Genomic DNA, 20,123 nt, shown 5'->3' on the forward strand with positions numbered 1-20,123 from the left:
AATGGCAACGGATTACGACACCCCGCGCAAGACCGACGACGACGTCGACTCGGACAGCCTTGAAGAACTGAAGGCTCGCCGGAACGACAAGTCGACCTCGTCCGTCGACGTAGATGAGTTCGAGGCCGCGGAAGGCCTGGAGCTTCCCGGTGCGGACCTCTCGAACGAAGAGCTGGCCGTCCGGGTGCTGCCCAAGCAGCAGGACGAGTTCACCTGCATGAGCTGCTTCCTGGTGCACCACCGCAGCCAGCTGGCCCGCGAGAAGAACGGTCAGCCGATCTGCCGCGACTGCGACTGAGGCAGGGTCGGCCGTGACCGGCTCGACCCCACCTTGGAAGCGCCGCCTCCCCTCCAGGGCGGCGGACGAAGGGCCCGTCAAGGGCCCTGAAGGCGTGCGTGACGACGAGCGGGGCTCTTCCGAACAGGGATCAGCCTCGCTCGACCGAGCGGGCGCCACAGACGGCCTGACGGCCCCCACGGACACTCCCTCGCCCACGGCGAGGCGTCGCGTGGAGGCTGTCCGGGACGGGGTCAGGAGGGGCGTCACGAGGAGCGGCGTCCGGGCCAGGGCGGGCCTCGCGTATGTCACCGACCGCATCATCGACATCGCCCCGCGGATTCCCGTCAGGGACCTGGCCGCTCTCCGCAGACAGTTCCCGGGCCTCGGGCCCGAGGAGATCGCGGACAAGCTCGTCGCGGGCGCCGCCGCCGCGACGTCCACCGTCGGCGCCGGGATCGGCGCCGCCGCGATGCTGCCGGTGCCGCCCGCCATGCCCACCGAGCTGGCCGCCGAGATCACGGCGGTCGCCGCGATCGAGCTGAAGCTGATCGCCGAACTCCACGAGGTCTACGGCCTGCGTCCGCAGGGCAGCCTCAAGGAGCGCAGCACGGCCTATCTCCAGTCCTGGTCGGGCGAGCGCGGTATCGACGTGGCCAAGCCCATGACGATCAACGCCGCGCTGGGCGGCCAGATGAAGCGCGAGCTGCGCCAGCAGATCATGAAGCGAACGGTCCGGGACCTGCCCAACCTCATGCCGTTCATGGTCGGCGCGGCCGTGGGCGCGGTGATGAACCGCCGCGACACCAAACGCGTGGCGGGGCACATCCGCAAGGACCTGCGCAGGATGCAGGTCCCCTGGGACGCGCTGCCGCAGCTGCCGCCGCTGGAGAAGCCGATCGATCCGGTGGTGATCGGAGAGATCCCCACGGATCTGGGGGAGTGAGGAGACCCGGGCGACCGGGGCCGTGCGCGCGGCGGGCGCCCGCGGCCGCTCGTCGGCGCCCTTCGTCATCTCGCAGGCTGCCCGAACGCAGGAGTGCCGCACGCCCCTGTACGGGCCCGCGGCACTCCGGACGGGACGCGCTGAGGCCTGCCGGCGCCGTCAGCCCTCCGCGGACCGGACCGACTCCCGTGCCGTCTCCAGGGCGGCCGCCAGGCGCTCCGGCTCCCGGGTCGACAGGTACAGATAGGGCGTCGGGTCCTCGGGGTCGGTGACCTGGACGCGCAGCGCGGTGGGGATGTACGAGCGCAGGAGCATGAAGGCGCGGGTGTCGGCCTTGTACGTACGCCACGCGCGCGCTTCCTCCGGGTCCATGACCTCGGAGCCGCCGAGGGCCGTGACCGGGATCTTGGCGTCGCCGGCGATCAGTGAGTCACCGACCACGCGAATGCGGATCGAGCCGTACGAACTGGCCGCGACCGCCGCGACCGCGGTGCCGCCGACGAGCGCTCCGAGCATCGGCAGGGTGCCGAAGGGGAGGAAGACGAGGGCCAGCGCGAGCCCGACCAGGAAGCTGATCACCCACCACGACCGGGGCGCGGTGAGTCGTTCTTCGTACGGGGAGGCGGAGAGCTGCATGACGCCTAGCTTGGCACGGTGCGAAGACTTGGTGGACGCGCGGGTAAGGTCTGCGGCTGTGAGTGGTACTTCCGCAGCTCTGACGCCTCCCGCCGACGCCGTCGCGCCGGTGCGGCACCCCGACGCGCCCGCCCCCGGAGAGCTCCTCGGAGCACACTACGAACACTGTTTCGGGTGCGGTGGGGCGCAGCCCCACGGACTCCATCTGGAGGCCCGCGCGGGGGACGGCGTGACGATCACGGCGGAGTTCACCGTGCGCCCCGTCCATCAGGGCGCCCCGGGCCTCGCGCACGGCGGCGTTCTCGCCACCGCGCTCGACGAGACGCTCGGCTCGCTGAACTGGCTGCTGCGGACGATCGCCGTGACGGGCCGCCTGGAGACCGACTTCGTGCGCCCCGTCCCCGTGGACACCGTGCTGTATCTGGAGGCCGAGGTCACCGCGGTGGCCGGCCGGAAGATCTACTGCACCGCCACCGGACGGATCGGCGGCCCCGACGGGCCCGTCGCCGTCCGCGCCGACGCCCTCTTCGTCGAGGTGAAGGTCGACCACTTCATCGACAACGGCCGCCCGGAGGAGATCCGCGCGGCGATGAGCGACCCGGACCAGATCCGGCGAGCCCGCGCTTTCGAGGTGAACCCGTGACCCGTAGCCCTGGGGCGAGCGAGCCCCGTCCAGAACTTCCCGTGATGATCAGGCGCGTCGACCCGGAGGTCCCGCTCCCCGAGTACGCGCAGCCCGGTGACGCGGGAGCCGATCTCCGGACCACCGAGAGCCACGAGCTGAAGCCCGGTGAGCGGGCCGTGCTGCCGACGGGAGTGGCCATCGCGCTGCCCGAGGGGTACGCGGCCTTCGTGCACCCGCGGTCCGGCCTGGCCGCCCGCTGCGGTGTAGCCCTCGTGAATGCCCCGGGGACGGTGGATGCCGGGTACCGTGGGGAGATCAAGGTGATCGTGGTGAATCTCGATCCGCGCGAGTCCGTGCGGTTCGAGCGCTTCGACCGGATTGCTCAACTGGTCGTCCAGCAGGTCGAGAAGGTTCGCTTCCAGGAGGTCGCGGAACTTCCCGAATCGGCGCGGGCCGCAGGGGGCTTCGGGTCCACCGGCGGTCATGCCGCCGTGGACAGCACAACGGGTGGGAATCGATACGCTTCGGTCGTATCCGACCGGGAAGGACAGTGACGTGTTCGGACGTCGCAAGAAGGGCAGTGCCGCCGAGGACGCGGCGGGCGAGGCCGAGCAGGTCGTCGACGGCGTCGACACTGAGGCGGACGAGGACGCGGAGCGCGAGCGCGTGAGGCTCGAGCCCGAGCCGCGCCCCGACGGGCCCTGGGACAGTGAAGAGGTGCGTGACCCGGCCGAGGGCAGGGTGGACCTCGGTGGTCTGTTCGTGCCCGGAGTCGACGGCATGGAGCTGCGGGTCGAGGTCGCGGGCGACGCGATCGTCGCGGCGACCGTCGTCGTCAACGACAGCGCCGTGCAGCTCCAGGCCTTCGCCGCACCCAAGCGCGAGGGCATCTGGGGCGAGGTGCGCGAGGAGATCGCCACCGGGATCACCCAGCAGGGCGGTGTCATCGACGAGGTCGAGGGGCCGCTGGGCTGGGAGCTGCGCGCTCAGGTGCCGGTCCAGCTGCCGGACGGCACGGGTGGTTTTCAGGTCGTGCGGTTCGTCGGCGTGGACGGTCCCCGCTGGTTCCTGCGCGGAGTGATCTCCGGGCAGGGCGCCGTGCAGCCGCAGGCCGCGGGTCTGCTGGAGCAGATCTTCCGGGACACGGTCGTCGTTCGCGGCGAGGGCCCGATGGCCCCCCGCGACCCGATCGTCCTGAAGCTGCCGAACGACGCGCAGATGGTCCCCGAGGGTGTTCAGCAGGAGGACCAGAGCGGCTCCCGCTTCTCCGGCGGCATGGGACAGCTCCAGCGCGGACCGGAGATCACCGAAGTCCGCTAGCCGGACGACGGACAGCAGAAGACACGGGCAGCAGAAGGGCCGCATCCCTGGGGATGCGGCCCTTTCTCGTGCGTGCGCTCAGTCTGGCGCACCTCTCGTGGGTTCCTGTACGTGAACGCTGGTTGAGCAGCGGATTCCGCGCCGGACCTTGACGGAGCCTTGGTCCATACCTATGGTCACCGGCCAGTGCCTCATGTTCAGCATCCCGTGTGACGTTCACATACGAGAATGGATGACTCCGCATGCCCGACACCCCCACCCGGCATCGCCCCCGACGGCGCCCCGCGTTACTCGTCACCGTCGCCGCCGCGACCGCCGCACTCGTCGGCACCCTGCTGGCCTGGCCCGGCGCGCACAGGGCCGACGCGGCGCCCGCCGCCTTCGTCCACCCCGGAGTCACCGTCTCCCGGGGGCAGCTGGACTTCGCCCGTACCGAGGTCCTGGCCGGCGCCCAGCCCTGGAAGGGCGCCTACGACCAGATGATGGCGAGCGAGTACGCCTCGCTCACCCGCACCCCCAAGCCCCGCGCGACCGTCGAGTGCGGCTCGTACTCCAACCCGAACTACGGCTGCACGGACGAGCGCGAGGACGCGATCGCCGCGTACACCGACGCCCTCGCCTGGTACATCACGCGTGACGACCGCTATGCCAAGAAGTCGATCGAGCTGATGGACGCCTGGTCCGCGGTGATCAAGGACCACACCAACAGCAACGCGCCCCTTCAGACCGGCTGGGCGGGCTCCTCCTGGCCCAAGGCCGCCGAGATCATCAAGTACACGTACACCGGCACCTGGGCGAACTCCGGCCGCTTCGCGACCATGCTGCGCGACGTCTACCTGCCCGAGATCATCAACGGCTCCAATTCCAACGGGAACTGGGAACTGTCGATGATGGAGGCCGCCGTCGGCATCTCCGTCTTCCTGGAGGACAAGACCTCGTACGACAAGGCCATGGCGAGGTTCCGGACGCGGACCGCGGCCTACGTCTACCTCTCCACCGACGGCGCCGTGCCGAAGACCGTGCCGAGCCAGAACCTCGACACCACCGCGAAGATCGTCGGCTACTGGCAGGGCCAGTCCACCTTCGTCACCGGGCTCACGCAGGAGACATGCAGGGACCTCACCCACACCGGGTACGGCATCTCGGCCATCTCGCACATCGCCGAGACCAGCCGCATCCAGGGACAGGACCTGTACGGCACCGACGTCGGCGAACGGCTGCGCCAGGCGCTCGGCTTCCAGGCGAAGTACCAGCTGGGCACCGCCGTGCCGAGCTGGCTGTGCGGCGGCTCGCTGAACCTCGGGCTCGGCCCGGTCACCGAGGTCGGCTACAACGCCCTGCACAACCGGCTGGGCATCGCGATGACCAACACCCAGACGCTCACCCAGCAGAACCGCCCGGCCGGCAGCAACAACCTCTTCGTCGCGTGGGAGACGCTGACGCACGGCGACAATCCCGCGTGAACCGAAGCCGGGGTCCCGTCCGATGAGGGAATGAGGGACCGGGCGTCCGGCCGGAAGATCCGGCGCCCGGTCCACAGGGACCACCGGGAGGGAACATGAGCCGAACCGTCACCGGCGACACCGTCATGAGCGACACCGCCAGCACCGCCGCGGGCACGCGCGCCGCATCAGGGTTGCGTCAAGGGTGCTCCCCGGCGGGACGAACGTCCCTTTCGCCGGTAATCCTGGCCGTAAGGTCGACGCTGCGTACACAGCGGTGACAGGAAGACAATAGGCTCATGGGACGCGGCAAGCTACGGATCTACCTCGGCGCGGCACCCGGCGTGGGCAAGACCTACGCGATGCTGTCCGAGGCCCACCGCCGCGTCGAACGCGGGACGGACTGCGTGGTGGGGTTCGTCGAGCACCACCACAGGCCCCGCACCGAGGTGATGCTGCACGGCCTGGAGCAGGTGCCGCGCAAGGAGCTGGAGTACCGGGGCGGCGTCTTCACCGAGATGGACGTCGACGCCGTCCTCCGCCGCGCCCCGGCCGTCGCCCTGGTGGACGAACTGGCCCACACCAATGTGCCCGGCTCCCGCAACGACAAGCGCTGGCAGGACGTGGAGGAACTGCTCGCCGCCGGGATCGACGTCGTCTCCACCGTCAACATCCAGCACCTGGAGTCACTGGGCGACGTCGTCGAGTCGATAACGGGAGTGCGGCAGCGCGAGACCCTGCCGGACGAGGTCGTGCGGCGCGCGGACCAGATCGAGCTGGTCGACATGTCGCCGCCCGCGCTGCGCCGCCGGATGGCGCACGGCAACATCTACAAACCCGACAAGGTCGACGCGGCCCTGTCCAACTACTTCCGTCCCGGCAACCTCACCGCGCTGCGCGAGCTCGCCCTGCTGTGGGTCGCCGACCGTGCCGACGAGTACCTGACCGAGTACCGCAGCGAGCACCAGGTCTCCAGGATCTGGGGATCCCGGGAGCGGATCGTGGTCGGGCTGACCGGCGGCCCCGAGGGACGGACCCTGATCCGGCGCGCCGCGCGACTGGCGGAGAAGGGGGCGGGCAGCGAGGTCCTGGCGGTCTACATCGCCCGCAGCGACGGCCTGACCTCCGCGTCACCTAAGGAGCTGGCCGTCCAGCGCACTCTGGTCGAGGACCTCGGCGGCACCTTCCACCATGTGATCGGCGACGACATCCCCGCCTCCCTGCTCGACTTCGCGCGCGGTGTCAACGCCACCCAGATCGTGCTCGGCTCCTCCCGCCGCAAGACCTGGCAGTACGTCTTCGGGCCGGGCGTCGGCACCACGGTCGCCCGTGAGTCGGGCCCCGACCTGGACGTCCACATCGTCACCCACGAGGAGGTCGCCAAGGGGCGCGGCCTGCCGGTGGCACGCGGAGCACGGCTCGGCCGCTCCCGGATCATCTGGGGCTGGGCCGTCGGCATCGGCGGCCCGGTGGTCATGGCCCTGCTGCTGAACACGATCGACCTCGGCCTCGCCAACGACATGCTGCTGTTCCTGTCGGTCACGGTCGCGGCCGCCCTGCTCGGCGGCCTGCTCCCGGCCCTCGCCTCGGCGGCCTTCGGCTCCCTGCTGCTGAACTACTTCTACACACCGCCCCTGCACCGGCTGACCGTCGCCGACCCCAAGAACATCGTCGCCATCGTGATCTTCGTGGGAGTCGCCGTCTCCGTGGCGTCCGTCGTGGACCTGGCGGCCCGCCGCACCCACCAGGCGGCCCGCCTCAGGGCCGAGTCGGAGATCCTCTCCTTCCTCGCGGGCAGCGTGCTGCGCGGCGAGACCAGCCTGGAAGCGCTGCTGGAGCGCGTCCGGGAGACCTTCGGGATGGAGTCGGTGGCGCTGCTGGAGCGCGCGGGGGACGTCGAGCCGTGGACCTGCGCGGGCAGCGCCGGACCGAAGCCGGCGACCCGCCCCGAGGACGCGGACGTCGACATGCCCGTCGGCGACCACATGGCGCTCGCGCTGTCCGGACGGGTGCTGCCCGCCTCCGACCGCCGGGTCCTGGCCGCCTTCGCCGCGCAGGCCGTGGTGGTCCTGGACCGCCAGCGTCTCCAGCACGAGGCGGACCAGGCCAAGGAGCTGGCCGAGGGCAACCGCATCCGCACCGCCCTGCTGGCCGCCGTGAGCCACGACCTGCGGACCCCGCTCGCCGGGATCAAGGCCGCGGTCTCCTCCCTGCGCTCCGACGACGTGGCCTGGTCCGAGGAGGACCGCGCCGAGCTCCTCGAAGGCATCGAGGACGGCGCCGACCGCCTCGACCACCTCGTGGGCAACCTGCTGGACATGTCCCGCCTTCAGACCGGCACGGTCACCCCGCTGATCCGCGAGATCGACCTCGACGAGGTCGTCCCGATGGCGCTCGGCGGCGTCCCCGAGGACAGCGTGGACCTCGACGTCCCGGAGAGCCTGCCGATGGTCGCCGTGGACGCCGGGCTCCTGGAGCGCGCCATGGCCAATCTCGTCGAGAACGCCGTCAAGTACAGCCCCGTCGACGAACGGGTCCTGGTCGCCGCGAGCGCCATGGCCGACCGTGTGGAGGTACGCGTGGTGGACCGCGGCCCCGGCGTCCCGGACGAGGCCAAGGACCGGATATTCGCGCCCTTCCAGCGCTACGGAGACGCCCCGCGCGGCACCGGTGTGGGCCTCGGCCTCGCGGTCGCGCGCGGCTTCGCCGAGGCGATGGGCGGCACCCTCAACGCCGAGGACACCCCCGGCGGCGGACTCACCATGGTGCTCACGGTGCGGGCGGTGGCACGCCGTCCCGACCCGGCAGCCCGATCAGCAGTCGCGGAAAGGCAGGCTTCATGACCCGGGTCCTCGTGGTCGACGACGAGCCGCAGATCACCCGAGCCCTCGTGATCAACCTGAAGGCACGCAAGTACGAGGTCGACGCGGCACCCGACGGAGCCACCGCGCTCCAGCTCGCGGCCGCCCGTCATCCGGACGTCGTCGTGCTCGACCTCGGCCTGCCCGACATGGACGGCGTCGAGGTGATCAAGGGACTGCGCGGCTGGACCCGGGTGCCGATCCTGGTCCTGTCCGCCCGGCACTCCTCGGACGAGAAGGTCGAGGCGCTCGACGCGGGCGCCGACGACTACGTCACCAAGCCCTTCGGCATGGACGAACTGCTCGCCCGGCTGCGCGCCGCCGTCCGCCGGGCGGAGCCCACCGGGGGCGGTGAGGACGACGTGATCGTGGAGACCGCGGGGTTCACCGTCGACCTCGCGGCGAAGAAGGTGCACCGCGACGGGCGGGACGTCCGGCTCACCCCCACGGAGTGGCATCTGCTGGACGTGCTGGTCCGCAACACGGGCCGGCTCGTCAGCCAGAAGCAGCTGCTCCAGGAGGTCTGGGGTCCGTCGTACGGCACGGAGACGAACTATCTGCGGGTCTACATGGCCCAGCTGCGCCGCAAGCTGGAGGTGGACCCCTCGCACCCCAAGCACTTCATCACCGAGCCGGGTATGGGATACAGATTCGAACGGTGACGCGGTCACGGCCGTCGCACCGCCCGTGCCGTCGCCCGATCGGGCGGAGTACGGGGCCGGTTCGGGCCGGTTCGCGCGTCGGTGCCGCGGGTACGAAGCTGTCGGTGCCCCCCGGTACGCTTTCGGTATGAGTGCTGTTCCCCGTTCCGAAAAGCCGGCGGGCCGCTTCCGGCGCATGATGGACCGGCTCTCCTCGTCCCAGGAGGACCTGGAGTCCGAGGAGCTGCGGGAGGACACGGCGACCGCGGGCTGTACCCGTATCGGCGACTGCCACGACCGGCAGATAGTCACGGTTGCTGGTACCTTGCGCACGGTCACTCTGCGGCCGAGGGCCGGTGTCCCGGCCCTGGAGGCCGAGCTGTTCGACGGCTCGGCCGCCCTGGACGTGGTCTGGCTCGGCCGCCGTTCCATCGTCGGCATCGAGCCCGGGCGCAGGCTGATCGCCTCGGGCCGCATCTCGATGAGCCGGGGCCGTAGGGTGTTGTTCAATCCGAAGTACGAACTCAGACCCCTCGGACGGGAGTAGCCGGTGACGTCGCTCGACAAGCCGACCGAAGACGCCCAGGACGCCGAGCAGGATGCGCGGGCGGTGACCGAGGCAGCACTCTTCGAGGCGTTCGGCGGCGTGCGGGGCATGGTCGAAACCGTGGTCCCGGGCCTGCTCTTCGTCACCATCTTCACGATCAACAAGGACCTGCACTGGTCGGCGATCGCCGCCCTCGCGGTGTCCCTGCTGCTCGTCGTGGTCCGCCTGGTCCGGCGCGACACCGTGAAGCACGCCTTCAGCGGTGTCTTCGGCGTCGCCTTCGGCGTGGTCTTCGCCATGATGACGGGCAACGCCAAGGACTTCTATCTGCCGGGCATGCTGTACACGCTCGGTCTGGCCGTCGCCTACATCGTGACCACGCTCGCGGGCGTCCCGCTGATCGGCCTGATCCTCGGCCCGGTCTTCAAGGAGAACCTCTCCTGGCGCACGCGCAACCCCGGCCGCAAGAAGGCGTACGCGAAGGCCAGTTGGGCCTGGGGCCTGATCCTGCTCGCCAAGTGCGCGGTGCTCTTCCCGCTCTACTGGTGGGGTGACACCACCCAGTTCGGCTGGGTCCTGATCGCCCTGAAGATCCCGCCGTTCCTGCTCGCCGTCTGGCTCACCTGGGTCTTCCTCGCCAAGGCGCCGCCGCCCATCGACGTGTTCGCGGAGATGGAGGCCGAGGAGCAGGCGGAGAAGGAGCGCAAGGCCGCCCTCGCGCAGGAGCGGGGCGACGCCCCGGCGCCGGCCCGCCACCGCCGCCAGGCCTGAGTCCCGCCACCGCCCACCGCCACGGGTGAGGACGGCCGAGGGCGCCCGAGAGCGCCCGAGCGCAAGCCCGTAGGCCCGCGCGTGCGGTGGTTGTCGTACGACGATGGGGGCGCCCGGAGAATCTCCGGGCGCCCCCATCGGCGTACGACAGGACGGAAGACCCTCCCGTCGGCGGCCGTGCCGCCGACGGGAAAGAGCCGCTACTTCGTCGTGCTCGTGTCGCGCCGCACCGAGAGCAGGTCCTCGAGCTGTTCCTCGCGGGCCTGGGCGGCCACGAACAGGAGCTCGTCGCCCGCTTCCAGCGAGTCCTCCCGGGAGGGGGTCAGGACGCGGGTGCCGCGGATGATCGTCACCAGCGAGGTGTCCTCCGGCCAGGCGACGTCGCCGACCGTCGTGCCCGCCAGGGCGGACTCCGGCGGCAGGGTCAGCTCGACGAGGTTGGCGTCGCCGTGGCTGAAGCGGAGCAGCCGCACCAGGTCGCCGACGCTCACGGCCTCCTCCACGAGCGCCGACATCAGGCGCGGGGTGGAGACGGCGACGTCCACGCCCCAGGACTCGTTGAACAGCCACTCGTTCTTCGGGTTGTTCACCCGGGCGACGACGCGCGGGACGCCGTACTCGGTCTTGGCGAGGAGCGAGACCACGAGGTTGACCTTGTCGTCCCCGGTGGCCGCGATGACCACGTTGCAGCGCTGGAGCGCCGCCTCGTCCAGGGAGGTGATCTCGCAGGCGTCGGCGAGCAGCCACTCCGCCTGCGGGACGCGCTCGACCGAGATGGCGGTCGGCGCCTTGTCGATCAGCAGGATCTCGTGGCCGTTCTCCAGCAGCTCGCCCGCGATCGAGCGGCCCACGGCGCCGGCGCCGGCAATGGCGACTCTCATCAGTGGCCCGCCTCTTCCTCAGGGCCCTTGGCGAACGCCGCCTCGACCTTGTCCACCTCGTCGGTGCGCATCATGACGTGCACCAGATCGCCCTCCTGCAACACCGTCTGCGAGGTGGGCAGGACCGCCTCGCCCAGCCGGGTGAGGAAGGCGACGCGTACGCCGGTCTCCTCCTGGAGACGGCTGATCTTGTGGCCCACCCACGCGACGGAGGTGTGCACCTCGGCGAGCTGCACACCGCCCGTGGGGTCGCGCCACAGCGGCTCGGCGCCCGAGGGCAGCAGCCGGCGGAGCATCTGGTCGGCCGTCCAGCGGACGGTGGCGACGGTCGGGATGCCGAGGCGCTGGTAGACCTCGGCCCGGCGCGGGTCGTAGATACGGGCGGCGACGTTCTCGATGCCGAACATCTCGCGCGCCACCCGGGCGGCGATGATGTTCGAGTTGTCACCGCTGGAGACCGCGGCGAACGCGCCGGCCTCCTCGATGCCCGCCTCGCGCAGGGTGTCCTGGTCGAAGCCGACTCCGGTGACACGGCGGCCGCCGAACCCGGAGCCCAGCCGCCTAAAGGCGGTGGGGTCCTGGTCGATCACGGCGACCGTGTGCCCCTGTTGCTCCAGGTTCTGGGCAAGAGCGGAACCCACTCTTCCGCAGCCCATGATGACGATGTGCACGACCGTCCTTCCGCATGAATGGTTACGGCTCAGGCTAAACAGGGTCTCAGACCGCCGCCCAAGCTACACACGCACGGTCGACCGGGGACATCGTTGTGCGGGTTCGTCTGTGGGTTTTTCGCGGAACGTTCGCGGAACGGCGGTGAACGGCGACCAACTCGGAGGCTCAGCGCCGTGTGATGCTGCGAACACTCGCGAGGGTCAGGATTCCGAGGCCGGCCAGGGCGACGGCCGCGCCGATGATCTCGGGGCTCAGGTGCACGGGTCCTCCAGGACGGTCGGGGGCCACGGTTTTGTCATATAGGCATGCGCATCTCCGGAGCTGCGGAATCCGAAGCTCCGCCCCGCCCCGTTTTCACCCGGAGAGCAGATCACGGACCGAAGAGGGACGGCGGGTGGGCGACAGCCAGTTCGAACCCTTACGATTCCCTGTTGTGTCCAAACTGACCGACGTGCCCAAGCGGATCCTCATCGGGCGCGCACTGCGCAGCGACCGGCTGGGGGAAACGCTTCTGCCGAAGCGCATCGCCCTCCCCGTGTTCGCATCCGACCCGCTCTCCTCCGTTGCGTACGCGCCCGGAGAAGTGCTGCTGGTCCTTTCCATCGCGGGCGTGTCGGCCTACCACTTCAGCCCCTGGATCGCGGTCGCGGTCGTCGTGCTGATGTTCACGGTGGTCGCCTCCTACCGCCAGAACGTGCACGCCTACCCGAGCGGCGGCGGCGACTACGAGGTCGCCACCACCAACCTCGGTCCGCGGGCCGGTCTCACCGTCGCCAGCGCGCTGCTCGTCGACTACGTCCTCACCGTCGCCGTCTCGATCGCCTCCGGCATCGAGAACCTCGGCTCGGCGGTGCCGTTCGTGGTGCAGCACAAGGTCTTCTGCGCGGTCGCCGTCATCGTGCTGCTCACGCTGATGAACCTGCGCGGGGTCAAGGAGTCCGGGAAGCTCTTCGCGATCCCGACGTACGTGTTCGTCGCGGGCGTCTTCATCATGATCGCCTGGGGCGCGTTCCGCGGACTCGTGCTCGGCGACACCATGCACGCGCCGACCGCCGACTACCACATCAAGGCCGAGCACCAGGGGCTCGCGGGCTTCGCCCTCGTCTTCCTGCTGCTGCGCGCCTTCTCGTCCGGCTGTGCGGCGCTCACCGGCGTCGAGGCGATCTCCAACGGCGTCCCCGCGTTCCGCAAGCCGAAGTCGAAGAACGCCGCGACGACGCTTGCGGCGATGGGTCTGCTCGCCGTCACCATGTTCTGCGGCATCATCGCCCTCGCCATGACCACCAATGTCCGCATGGCCGAGAACCCCGCCACGGACCTGATCCACAACGGCATGCCCGTCGGCTCCGGCTACGTCCAGAACCCGGTGATCTCCCAGGTCGCCGAGGCCGTGTTCGGCAAGGGCAGCTTCCTGTTCATCCTGCTGGCCGCCGCCACCGCCCTCGTCCTGTTCCTGGCCGCGAACACCGCGTACAACGGCTTCCCGCTGCTCGGCTCGATCCTCGCCCAGGACCGCTACCTGCCGCGTCAGCTCCACACCCGCGGTGACCGCCTGGCCTTCTCGAACGGCATCGTCCTCCTGGCCGGCGCCGCGAGCATGCTCGTCATCATCTACGGGGCCGACTCCACGCGACTGATCCAGCTCTACATCGTCGGTGTCTTCGTCTCCTTCACTCTCAGCCAGACCGGCATGGTCCGCCACTGGAACCGCCACCTGGCGAGTGAGACCGACCCGGCCAAGCGCACCCACATGATCCGCTCCCGCGCGATCAACGCGTTCGGCGCCTTCTTCACCGGCCTGGTCCTGGTCGTCGTCCTGGTCACCAAGTTCACGCACGGCGCCTGGGTCGCCCTGCTCGGCATGGTGATCTTCTACGCGACCATGACCGCGATCCGTAAGCACTACGACCGCGTCGCGGAGGAGCTCGCCGCGCCCGAGGGACCGACCGACGACAGCGTCCGCCCCTCCCGCGTCCACTCCGTCGTCCTGGTCTCCAAGATTCACCGGCCGGCCCTGCGCGCCCTCGCCTACGCCAAGCTGCTGCGCTCCGACACCCTCGAAGCGCTCAGCGTCAACGTCGACCCGGCCGAGACCAAGACCCTGCGCGACGAGTGGGAGCGGCGCGGCATCGACGTACCGCTGAAGGTCCTCGACTCGCCCTACCGCGAGATCACCCGACCGGTCATCGAGTACGTGAAGGGCCTGCGCAAGGAGTCGCCGCGCGACGCCGTCTCCGTGATCATCCCCGAGTACGTGGTCGGCCACTGGTACGAGCACCTGCTGCACAACCAGAGCGCCCTGCGCCTCAAGGGCCGCCTGCTGTTCACCCCGGGCGTCATGGTCACCTCCGTGCCCTACCAGCTCGAGTCCTCCGAGGCCGCGAAGCTGCGCGCCCGCAGGCGGCAGGACTGGAACGCGCCGGGCGCGGTGCGACGGGGACCGGCCCAGGAGCGGCCCAAGGAGCCCACGCAGAAGAGCTGACGGGACGGGTGGCGCGTCGCGGAGCCCGCGGAGGTGGACGGGCGACGCGTCGCGAGCACCGTGACCGGGACGGGGGGCGGTGTGGCGAGCACCCTGACCCGGGCGGGGGGCGGTGCCGCTAGCATCCTGACCCGGGCGGGGAGCGGTGCCGCTAGCACCCTGACCGGGACGCGACCGGGTGCTGCGAGACACGGACGAGGCGGGAAGCGGTGCCGTGAGCACGTAGACTGGACGGCTGTTGTCCGGCCGTGCAGTCCGGCCGTTTCCCCCCTCTCAACTGGAGTCACCCCACCATGCAGGCAGAACCGAAGAAGTCGCTGGTGGGGGACGAGTACGAGGTCGAGATCGGCCCCGTCGCGCACGGCGGGCACTGCATCGCCCGCACCGACGAGGGCCAGGTCCTCTTCGTCCGGCACGCGCTGCCCGGCGAGCGGGTCGTCGCCCGGGTGACCGAGGGCGAGGAGGGCGCGCGGTTCCTGCGCGCCGACGCCGTGCGGATCATCGACGCCTCCAAGGACCGCGTCGAGGCACCCTGCCCGTACGCGGGCCCCGGCCGCTGCGGCGGCTGCGACTGGCAGCACGCCAAGCCGGGCGCGCAGCGCCGTCTCAAGGGCGAGGTCATCGCCGAGCAGCTGCTGCGCCTCGCGGGTCTCACCCCCGAGGAGGCCGGCTGGGACGGCACGGTGATGCCCGCCGAGGGCGACAAGCTGCCCGCGGGCGAGGTGCCGCAGTGGCGCACCCGTGTGCAGTACGCCGTCGACCCCGACGGCAACGCCGGACTGCGCCGCCACCGCTCGCACGAGGTCGAGCCCGTCGAGCGCTGCATGATCGCCGCCCCGGGGATCACCGAGCTCGGTATCGAGGAGCGGGACTGGTCCGGCATGGAGGCCGTCGAGGCGATCGCCGCGACCGGTTCCCAGGACCGCATGGTGATCCTTGAGCCCCGCCCCGGCGCCCGCCTGCCCCTCGTCGAACTCGACAAGCCGGTCTCCGTGATGCGGGTCGCCGAACAGGACGGCGGCATCCACCGCGTCCACGGCCGCGCGTTCGTGCGCGAGCGCGCCGACGGCCGCACCCACAGGGTCGGCAGCGGCGGCTTCTGGCAGGTCCACCCGATGGCCGCCGACACCCTCGTCAAGGCCGTCATGCAGGGCCTGCTGCCCCGCAAGGGCGACATGGCCCTGGACCTCTACTGCGGCGTCGGCCTCTTCGCCGGCGCCCTCGCGGACCGCCTGGGCGACCAGGGCGCGGTCCTCGGCATCGAGTCGGGCAAGCGCGCGGTGGAGGACGCCCGGCACAACCTCGCCGGCTTCGACCGCGTCCGCATCGAACAGGGCAAGGTCGAGGCGGTCCTCCCGCGCACCGGCATCACCGAGGTCGACATCATCGTCCTCGACCCGCCCCGCGCCGGCGCCGGCAAGAAGACGGTGGAACACCTGTCGTCCCTGGGCGCGCGAAAGATCGCCTACGTGGCCTGCGACCCGGCGGCCCTGGCCCGCGACCTGGCGTACTTCCGCGACGGCGGCTACAAGGTCCGGACCCTGCGGGCCTTCGACCTGTTCCCGATGACGCATCACGTGGAGTGCGTCGCGATTCTGGAGCCGGTGAAGAAGTCCGGCTGATGCGGGGTCTCCGGGCTTGCGGGGGCCTGCGGGCGGGGTAGATGCCCGCGCCTACAGCGCCCCCGGCCGCAGCTCACCTACCGGCATCAGAGGGTCACGGGAACAGGTCGCTCACGCGCACTGTTCCCGTGACCTCCACAGCCTCCGCGAGCGAGTGGCCTAGCGGTTGACGGACTGGATCTCCTGGACGTTCATGTCCTGGGTGGTCTCGAACGTGCCGTCCGGCAGGTCGCCGGCCGCGCCGCCGCTGCCCTGCCAGGAGATCTGCCAGGTGATGGACGCGCTCAGCCGGTACGGCTTCCCGGCCGTGGCACGCAGGTAGGTGATGCCGCACGGCGGGGTGCTGCCGGCCTCGCCCTTGGTGTACGGGGTACCGATGGAGCCGTCGTCGTTGATCGTGCAGTCACCGGAGGCGGGGGAAGTTTCGGCGTCGTCCGTACCGGGGTCCAGATGGAGCGCGACCGGCTTCGCCGTCGTCTCCGCCCACACTCCCGCGGCCGTCAGCTCGGCGCGGACCTTGACCGGCTTGAAGGTGCCCTTGTCCAGCCACACCCAGCTCGGCAGGTTCACCGTGGCCTCGGTGGCGGGCTTCACCTCGATCTCCGTCTCCGGGACCTTGATCTTGTCGTAGGCGTACGCGGCGAGGACCTCAGGGGTGGGGGCGTGCTTGTTGGCGGGGAGCGTCCTGGCGTTCTGCCAGAACAGGGTGTCCTCGCAGTCGTACGACTCCGGGTCGTTCGCCCTGTCCTGGTTGATCACTCCGCGCCAGAACATGCCGTCCTTGCCGAGGTTGTAGTTGTCGTAGCCGTCCCCGCTGCCGTTCTCCGCCTTGCCCTTCTCGTAGTGGTCCACCATCAGGTCCTCGCCCCAGCTGAGACTGGGAGTGACGGGCACCAGGTCCGAGTCGGGGTTCTTCTTGAGGCGGCCCACCGCCGCCTTGAGGGCCTGCGGCGTGGCCACCGGTTCGTACCAGCACGCGGGGGGCTTCCAGTTGGGGTCCACGGGGGCGAGGGGCTTGGGCGAGGTGCCCGAGGCACCACCGCTCACCGGCGTGACCTTGATCTGAGTGGCGGTGGCCTTGGCGTTCAGTGTGCTGCCGGATACGCCGCCGGAAGGTGTCGAAGAAGGGGGCTTGTTGTCCTGATCCCCGATGGCGCCGTAAGCCGCTGTGGAGGAGAGGACGACCGCACAGACCGACGTGGCGAACAGCGTGCACGCCTTCGCTGCGAAGCTCATCGGCCACAGGCTCCCGGAGCCACCGTCGAGGAGGTGGTCTTCCAAACGCCCTGCGGGTTCTTGTCCAGCCTGTTGCGGTACTGGATCACGTTCTCGGGCTTGTTGGCGGTGGTGGTGACCTTCGCGGTCCTGCGGTTCTTCGTGGACGCCTTGCGTTCGTCGACGCAGTAGAAGAGCACGCCCGAGCCGGTGTCGTTGATGTGCACCTGGGGGTCGAAGGCTGTGACGCTGCCGATCAGACTCTCGTCGTCGTCGACGAACTGCTTGATCCACTTGTGTGCTGTGACCAAGGTGGCGTCCGAGTTGTAGAACGCCACCGCGTCGGAATTCAGATCCGCCTCGATGACTGCGGCGTACTCCGACCTCAGCTCCTCCCGCCCGTCGTCCAGGATCGCCTGGAGCTTCGGGTCGCTGTTGGTCCAGCCCTCGAAGTTCGCCTGGAACTCCTTGGGGAGCGTGATCCTCGGCCGACCGGCTCGGTCCTTTGACGTCGGAGCGGAGGGGCTCGCCGAAGCCTTCGCGCCGCTGCTGTCCGCGCCCTTGATCTTGTCCGACGCCGAGTCGGTGCTCCCTCCTGAGCCGCAGGCGGTCAGGAGCAGTCCCGTGGATGCGGTGAGTGCGACTGCGACGAGCAGGGCGGGGCGGTTCACTGGGGTCTCCTGTTGAGGCGAGGGGTTGCTCAAGTGAATCCACGCTATCCGTGAGGCGGGTGGTGACACCAGTTGGGATTCCGTCAGGAGGGGACAGAGCAGGTCTACTTGGGTCGGTGTCGCCGCGGTCGCTGTTCTTCTGCAAAGCCGAGTTGGCCTCGGCTCGTCCGAATCACCGCGTGGGCTGCCGCCTACTCACTGTTGATGCAACGTCAGGAGTGTCCGTATCGCTGCGTGTTGGCCCGTCAGTGCGCTGTACCGGGTGCTGGCGTCCGCGAAGCGCCGCGTACCTTAGGTCGGTGGAAGCCTTTCGGGGATTTCCTCGTGCGGGATCTCTGGATTTCCCTCCCTTCCCTCCTTTCCATACCGAAGTGTCATCGGTTCCGCCTTCGGTGGTGGGCCGTTGATTCCTTCCCGTTCGCCCTGGAGTAGCGGAACACGTGAAGACGAAGAGAACGGCGGGCATAGCTGCCCGTAAGCGTGGGGCCAGTCGTCGGCTGATCGGTTTAGCCGCTGCGAGCGCGCTGACCGCGGGGGCCCTGACGGCCCTGGTGCCGACGGCCGCGCAGGCCGGTACCCCCGCCCCGTCCGGATCGGGCGCGAGGCAGCACGCCTTCGCGGTCGCCGCCGCCAAGTACCACGTCCCCGTAAGGGTGTTGCTGGCCGTCGCGTACCAGGAGTCGGCGTGGGACGCGCACTCCGGGCAGATGAGCACCAGCGGCGGCTACGGTCCCATGCATCTCACCGACGTCACCCCCGCCATGCTGGCCGCCGGTCCGGCCGGAGCGGTCGGGCGGGGTGATCTCGCCGACCGGGCGAAGGATCCAGCCCTGCACACGCTGCGGGCCGCGGCGAAGCTCACCGGGCTGAGCCCCGCCGAGCTGCGTGAGGACCCCGCGGCGAACATCGCGGGCGGTGCCGCGCTTCTGGCGTCCTACCAGCGGACCCTGTCCGGTGGCCGGTCCGCGGACGCGGGGCAGTGGTACGGAGCCGTGGCCCGCTACAGCGGCTCGGCACAGAAGCGGAGCGCCGCAGCGTTCGCCGACCGTGTCTTCGCCACCGTCAGGTCCGGAGCCACGCGCCGGACCCAGGACGGCCAGCGGGTCTCGCTGGGCGCCGACAGCAAGGTCCGTGTCGCGACAGGGCAGTTGAGCAAGCTCTCCCTGGCCGGTGTCGCGGCGACGACGGCGACCGAGTGTCCGCCGGAGGTCTCCTGCACCTTCGTGCCGGCGGCCTCGTCCAACGGCCAGGTCTCCAACCGTCCGGCCAACGGCATCCGGATCGACACCATCGTCATCCACGACACCGAGTCGTCGTACGAGTCGGCCATCGCGACGTTCCAGAACGCGGGCGGCAGTTCCGCGCACTACGTCATGCGGGCCTCGGACGGCGCGGTGACGCAGATGGTGCCCACCAAGGACATCGCCTTCCACGCCGGGAACTACTCGACGAACCTGCACTCCATCGGCATCGAGCACGAGGGCTACGCGGCGCACGGAGGCACCTGGTACACCGAGGCGCAGTACGAGGCCACGGCCTCGCTGGTGCGCTATCTCTCGGACCGCTTCGGCATTCCGCTGGACCGTGAGCACATCATCGGCCACGACAATGTCGCCGGACCCAACTCCAGCCTCGTCGCGGGCATGCACTGGGACCCGGGTACGTCCTGGGACTGGGAGCACCTGATGAGCCTGCTCGGCGCCCCGGTGGCGGGCGAGCACGGCGTCGGGCCGGTCGGGTCGGCGGTGACGATCACGCCGGGCTTCACCGACAACCAGCAGACCGTGCAGATCTGCCCCGGTGACGATCCCACCGGCGCCACCCCGGCGTGCACCGAGCAGCAGCAGTCGTCCAACTTCGTGTTCCTGCGCACCGAACCCAGCGACACGGCCCCGCTCTTCGGCGACCAGGCCGTGCACAAGGGCGCGGCCGGCACCGACCGCGTCAGCGACTGGGGCTCGACCGCGCAGGCGGGGCAGCAGTTCGTGGTGGCCGGCGTCGACGGCGACTGGACCGCGATCTGGTACAGCGGCTCCATGGTGTGGTTCTACAACCCGGGCGGTGCCAACACCACGCCCGCGCACGACGTGACGCTGGTCTCCGCCGCGGGCACCGCGCCGGTGGCTGTCTACGGTTCGAGCTACCCCGACCGCGCCGAGTACCCCGCGGGCCTGTCGCCCTCGACGCAGGCGCCGATCAGCTACTACACCGTGCCCGCCGGGCAGTCGTACGTCGCCACCAGGCCGCCGGCCAACACCGACGACTACTTCACCTCGGGGGCGGTCGTCATCGGTGCCAAGCAGATGTACACCATCCAGTACAACCACCGCGTCGGGCTGGTCTATTCGTCGGACGTGACGGCCACCGGCTCCTGACCCGGACACCGGACGGCGGCTGCTCATCACGCCGGCCTGCCCGAAACGCCACCCGTGCCCGGCGCATCCTCGATGCGCCGGGCACGGGTGGTCGCGTCCTTGGAGACGCCGCTCGGGCAAGCTCCCCCCGACGCTCAGG

19 protein-coding genes are annotated in these 20,123 nt (G+C 70.3%); 13 read left to right on the forward strand and 6 right to left on the reverse strand.

Annotated elements, in window-relative coordinates:
- The first annotated feature begins 1 nt into the window (after nucleotide 1).
- Together WJM95_RS25075 and WJM95_RS25080 are read left to right on the forward strand one after the other, a co-directional pair.
- Entirely contained in the window at nucleotides 2–298 is a 297-nt protein-coding gene (locus WJM95_RS25075) for a DUF4193 domain-containing protein (protein ID WP_003997302.1), read from the forward strand.
- Between the two features lie 13 nt (nucleotides 299–311).
- Nucleotides 312–1,223, forward strand: a complete 912-nt coding sequence (locus tag WJM95_RS25080) for a hypothetical protein (protein WP_339132048.1) — start codon at nucleotides 312–314, stop codon at nucleotides 1,221–1,223.
- Between the two features lie 159 nt (nucleotides 1,224–1,382).
- Here the strand turns inward: WJM95_RS25080 and WJM95_RS25085 are convergent, their stop codons facing one another.
- Nucleotides 1,383–1,859 carry a DUF3093 domain-containing protein gene (locus tag WJM95_RS25085; protein ID WP_339132049.1) on the reverse strand — a complete coding sequence of 159 codons (477 nt, stop codon included), beginning with the start codon at nucleotides 1,857–1,859 and terminating at the stop codon, nucleotides 1,383–1,385.
- Between the two features lie 58 nt (nucleotides 1,860–1,917).
- On the opposite strand from WJM95_RS25085, the gene WJM95_RS25090 reads away from it, so the two are divergent.
- The 8 genes from WJM95_RS25090 to WJM95_RS25125 all read left to right on the forward strand — a co-directional run bounded on the left by WJM95_RS25090 (nucleotide 1,918) and on the right by WJM95_RS25125 (nucleotide 10,066).
- Entirely contained in the window at nucleotides 1,918–2,502 is a 585-nt protein-coding gene (locus WJM95_RS25090; RefSeq protein ID WP_339132050.1) for a PaaI family thioesterase, read from the forward strand.
- Between the two features lie 44 nt (nucleotides 2,503–2,546).
- Nucleotides 2,547–3,038, forward strand: a complete 492-nt coding sequence (gene dut, locus WJM95_RS25095) for a dUTP diphosphatase (RefSeq protein ID WP_339132051.1) — start codon at nucleotides 2,547–2,549, stop codon at nucleotides 3,036–3,038.
- Between the two features lies 1 nt (nucleotide 3,039).
- Nucleotides 3,040–3,804 (forward strand): DUF3710 domain-containing protein, encoded by a 765-nt coding sequence (locus WJM95_RS25100; RefSeq protein ID WP_339132052.1) that lies wholly within the window; start codon nucleotides 3,040–3,042, stop codon nucleotides 3,802–3,804.
- 242 nt (nucleotides 3,805–4,046) lie between these two features.
- On the forward strand, nucleotides 4,047–5,267 hold the full coding sequence (locus tag WJM95_RS25105) for an alginate lyase family protein (RefSeq protein WP_339132053.1): 1,221 nt from the start codon (nucleotides 4,047–4,049) through the stop codon (nucleotides 5,265–5,267).
- Between the two features lie 278 nt (nucleotides 5,268–5,545).
- On the forward strand, nucleotides 5,546–8,089 hold the full coding sequence (locus WJM95_RS25110) for an ATP-binding protein (RefSeq protein WP_339132054.1): 2,544 nt from the start codon (nucleotides 5,546–5,548) through the stop codon (nucleotides 8,087–8,089).
- Nucleotides 8,086–8,769, forward strand: a complete 684-nt coding sequence (locus WJM95_RS25115; protein ID WP_329302052.1) for a response regulator — start codon at nucleotides 8,086–8,088, stop codon at nucleotides 8,767–8,769. Before WJM95_RS25110 ends, WJM95_RS25115 begins: the two co-directional genes overlap by 4 nt.
- Nucleotides 8,770–8,896: 127 nt before the next feature.
- Nucleotides 8,897–9,295, forward strand: coding sequence for an OB-fold nucleic acid binding domain-containing protein (locus WJM95_RS25120; protein WP_339132055.1), 399 nt, complete (start codon nucleotides 8,897–8,899; stop codon nucleotides 9,293–9,295).
- 3 nt (nucleotides 9,296–9,298) lie between these two features.
- The gene (locus WJM95_RS25125; RefSeq protein WP_339132056.1) at nucleotides 9,299–10,066 is read left to right on the forward strand and encodes a DUF3159 domain-containing protein; all 768 of its coding nucleotides are present in this window, start codon (nucleotides 9,299–9,301) and stop codon (nucleotides 10,064–10,066) included.
- 200 nt (nucleotides 10,067–10,266) lie between these two features.
- Here the strand turns inward: WJM95_RS25125 and WJM95_RS25130 are convergent, their stop codons facing one another.
- The 3 genes from WJM95_RS25130 to WJM95_RS25140 form a co-directional block, all read right to left on the reverse strand.
- Nucleotides 10,267–10,947, reverse strand: a complete 681-nt coding sequence (locus WJM95_RS25130; RefSeq protein ID WP_326785033.1) for a TrkA family potassium uptake protein — start codon at nucleotides 10,945–10,947, stop codon at nucleotides 10,267–10,269.
- On the reverse strand, nucleotides 10,947–11,618 hold the full coding sequence (locus tag WJM95_RS25135) for a TrkA family potassium uptake protein (RefSeq protein ID WP_339132057.1): 672 nt from the start codon (nucleotides 11,616–11,618) through the stop codon (nucleotides 10,947–10,949). The genes WJM95_RS25130 and WJM95_RS25135 overlap by 1 nt, the downstream gene beginning before the upstream one ends.
- Nucleotides 11,619–11,784: 166 nt before the next feature.
- Entirely contained in the window at nucleotides 11,785–11,907 is a 123-nt protein-coding gene (locus WJM95_RS25140; protein ID WP_339136060.1) for a hypothetical protein, read from the reverse strand.
- A gap of 145 nt (nucleotides 11,908–12,052) precedes the next feature.
- Between WJM95_RS25140 and WJM95_RS25145 the strand changes: the two genes are divergently transcribed.
- Entirely contained in the window at nucleotides 12,053–14,101 is a 2,049-nt protein-coding gene (locus WJM95_RS25145; protein WP_339132058.1) for an APC family permease, read from the forward strand.
- A 293-nt stretch (nucleotides 14,102–14,394) separates the two neighbouring features.
- Nucleotides 14,395–15,723 (forward strand): class I SAM-dependent RNA methyltransferase, encoded by a 1,329-nt coding sequence (locus tag WJM95_RS25150; protein WP_339132059.1) that lies wholly within the window; start codon nucleotides 14,395–14,397, stop codon nucleotides 15,721–15,723.
- 159 nt (nucleotides 15,724–15,882) lie between these two features.
- Here WJM95_RS25150 and WJM95_RS25155 read toward each other — a convergent pair whose 3' ends face one another.
- Nucleotides 15,883–16,959 (reverse strand): hypothetical protein, encoded by a 1,077-nt coding sequence (locus WJM95_RS25155; RefSeq protein WP_339132060.1) that lies wholly within the window; start codon nucleotides 16,957–16,959, stop codon nucleotides 15,883–15,885.
- Nucleotides 16,956–17,609, reverse strand: a complete 654-nt coding sequence (locus WJM95_RS25160; protein WP_339132061.1) for a hypothetical protein — start codon at nucleotides 17,607–17,609, stop codon at nucleotides 16,956–16,958. Before WJM95_RS25160 ends, WJM95_RS25155 begins: the two co-directional genes overlap by 4 nt.
- Before the next feature lie 551 nt (nucleotides 17,610–18,160).
- Here WJM95_RS25160 and WJM95_RS25165 point away from each other — a divergent pair.
- Nucleotides 18,161–19,984: an N-acetylmuramoyl-L-alanine amidase gene (locus WJM95_RS25165; protein ID WP_339135826.1), complete on the forward strand. Its 1,824-nt coding sequence runs from the start codon at nucleotides 18,161–18,163 to the stop codon at nucleotides 19,982–19,984.
- The last annotated feature ends 139 nt before the right edge of the window (nucleotides 19,985–20,123 follow it).

Origin of the sequence: Streptomyces sp. f51 (assembly GCF_037940415.1) — a bacterium.
Classification (GTDB): domain Bacteria; phylum Actinomycetota; class Actinomycetes; order Streptomycetales; family Streptomycetaceae; genus Streptomyces.

Excerpts from the sequence above, each read along its gene's own strand:
- WJM95_RS25075 (WP_003997302.1), top strand. The coding sequence starts at position 2 with ATGGCAACGGATTACGACACCCCGCGCAAGACCGACGACGACGTCGAC.
- WJM95_RS25085 (WP_339132049.1), bottom strand. The coding sequence starts at position 1,859 with ATGCAGCTCTCCGCCTCCCCGTACGAAGAACGACTCACCGCGCCCCGG.
- dut (WP_339132051.1), top strand. The coding sequence starts at position 2,547 with ATGATCAGGCGCGTCGACCCGGAGGTCCCGCTCCCCGAGTACGCGCAG.
- WJM95_RS25105 (WP_339132053.1), top strand. The coding sequence starts at position 4,047 with ATGCCCGACACCCCCACCCGGCATCGCCCCCGACGGCGCCCCGCGTTA.
- WJM95_RS25110 (WP_339132054.1), top strand. The coding sequence starts at position 5,546 with ATGGGACGCGGCAAGCTACGGATCTACCTCGGCGCGGCACCCGGCGTG.
- WJM95_RS25115 (WP_329302052.1), top strand. The coding sequence starts at position 8,086 with ATGACCCGGGTCCTCGTGGTCGACGACGAGCCGCAGATCACCCGAGCC.
- WJM95_RS25120 (WP_339132055.1), top strand. The coding sequence starts at position 8,897 with ATGAGTGCTGTTCCCCGTTCCGAAAAGCCGGCGGGCCGCTTCCGGCGC.
- WJM95_RS25130 (WP_326785033.1), bottom strand. The coding sequence starts at position 10,947 with ATGAGAGTCGCCATTGCCGGCGCCGGCGCCGTGGGCCGCTCGATCGCG.
- WJM95_RS25150 (WP_339132059.1), top strand. The coding sequence starts at position 14,395 with ATGCAGGCAGAACCGAAGAAGTCGCTGGTGGGGGACGAGTACGAGGTC.
- WJM95_RS25155 (WP_339132060.1), bottom strand. The coding sequence starts at position 16,959 with ATGAGCTTCGCAGCGAAGGCGTGCACGCTGTTCGCCACGTCGGTCTGT.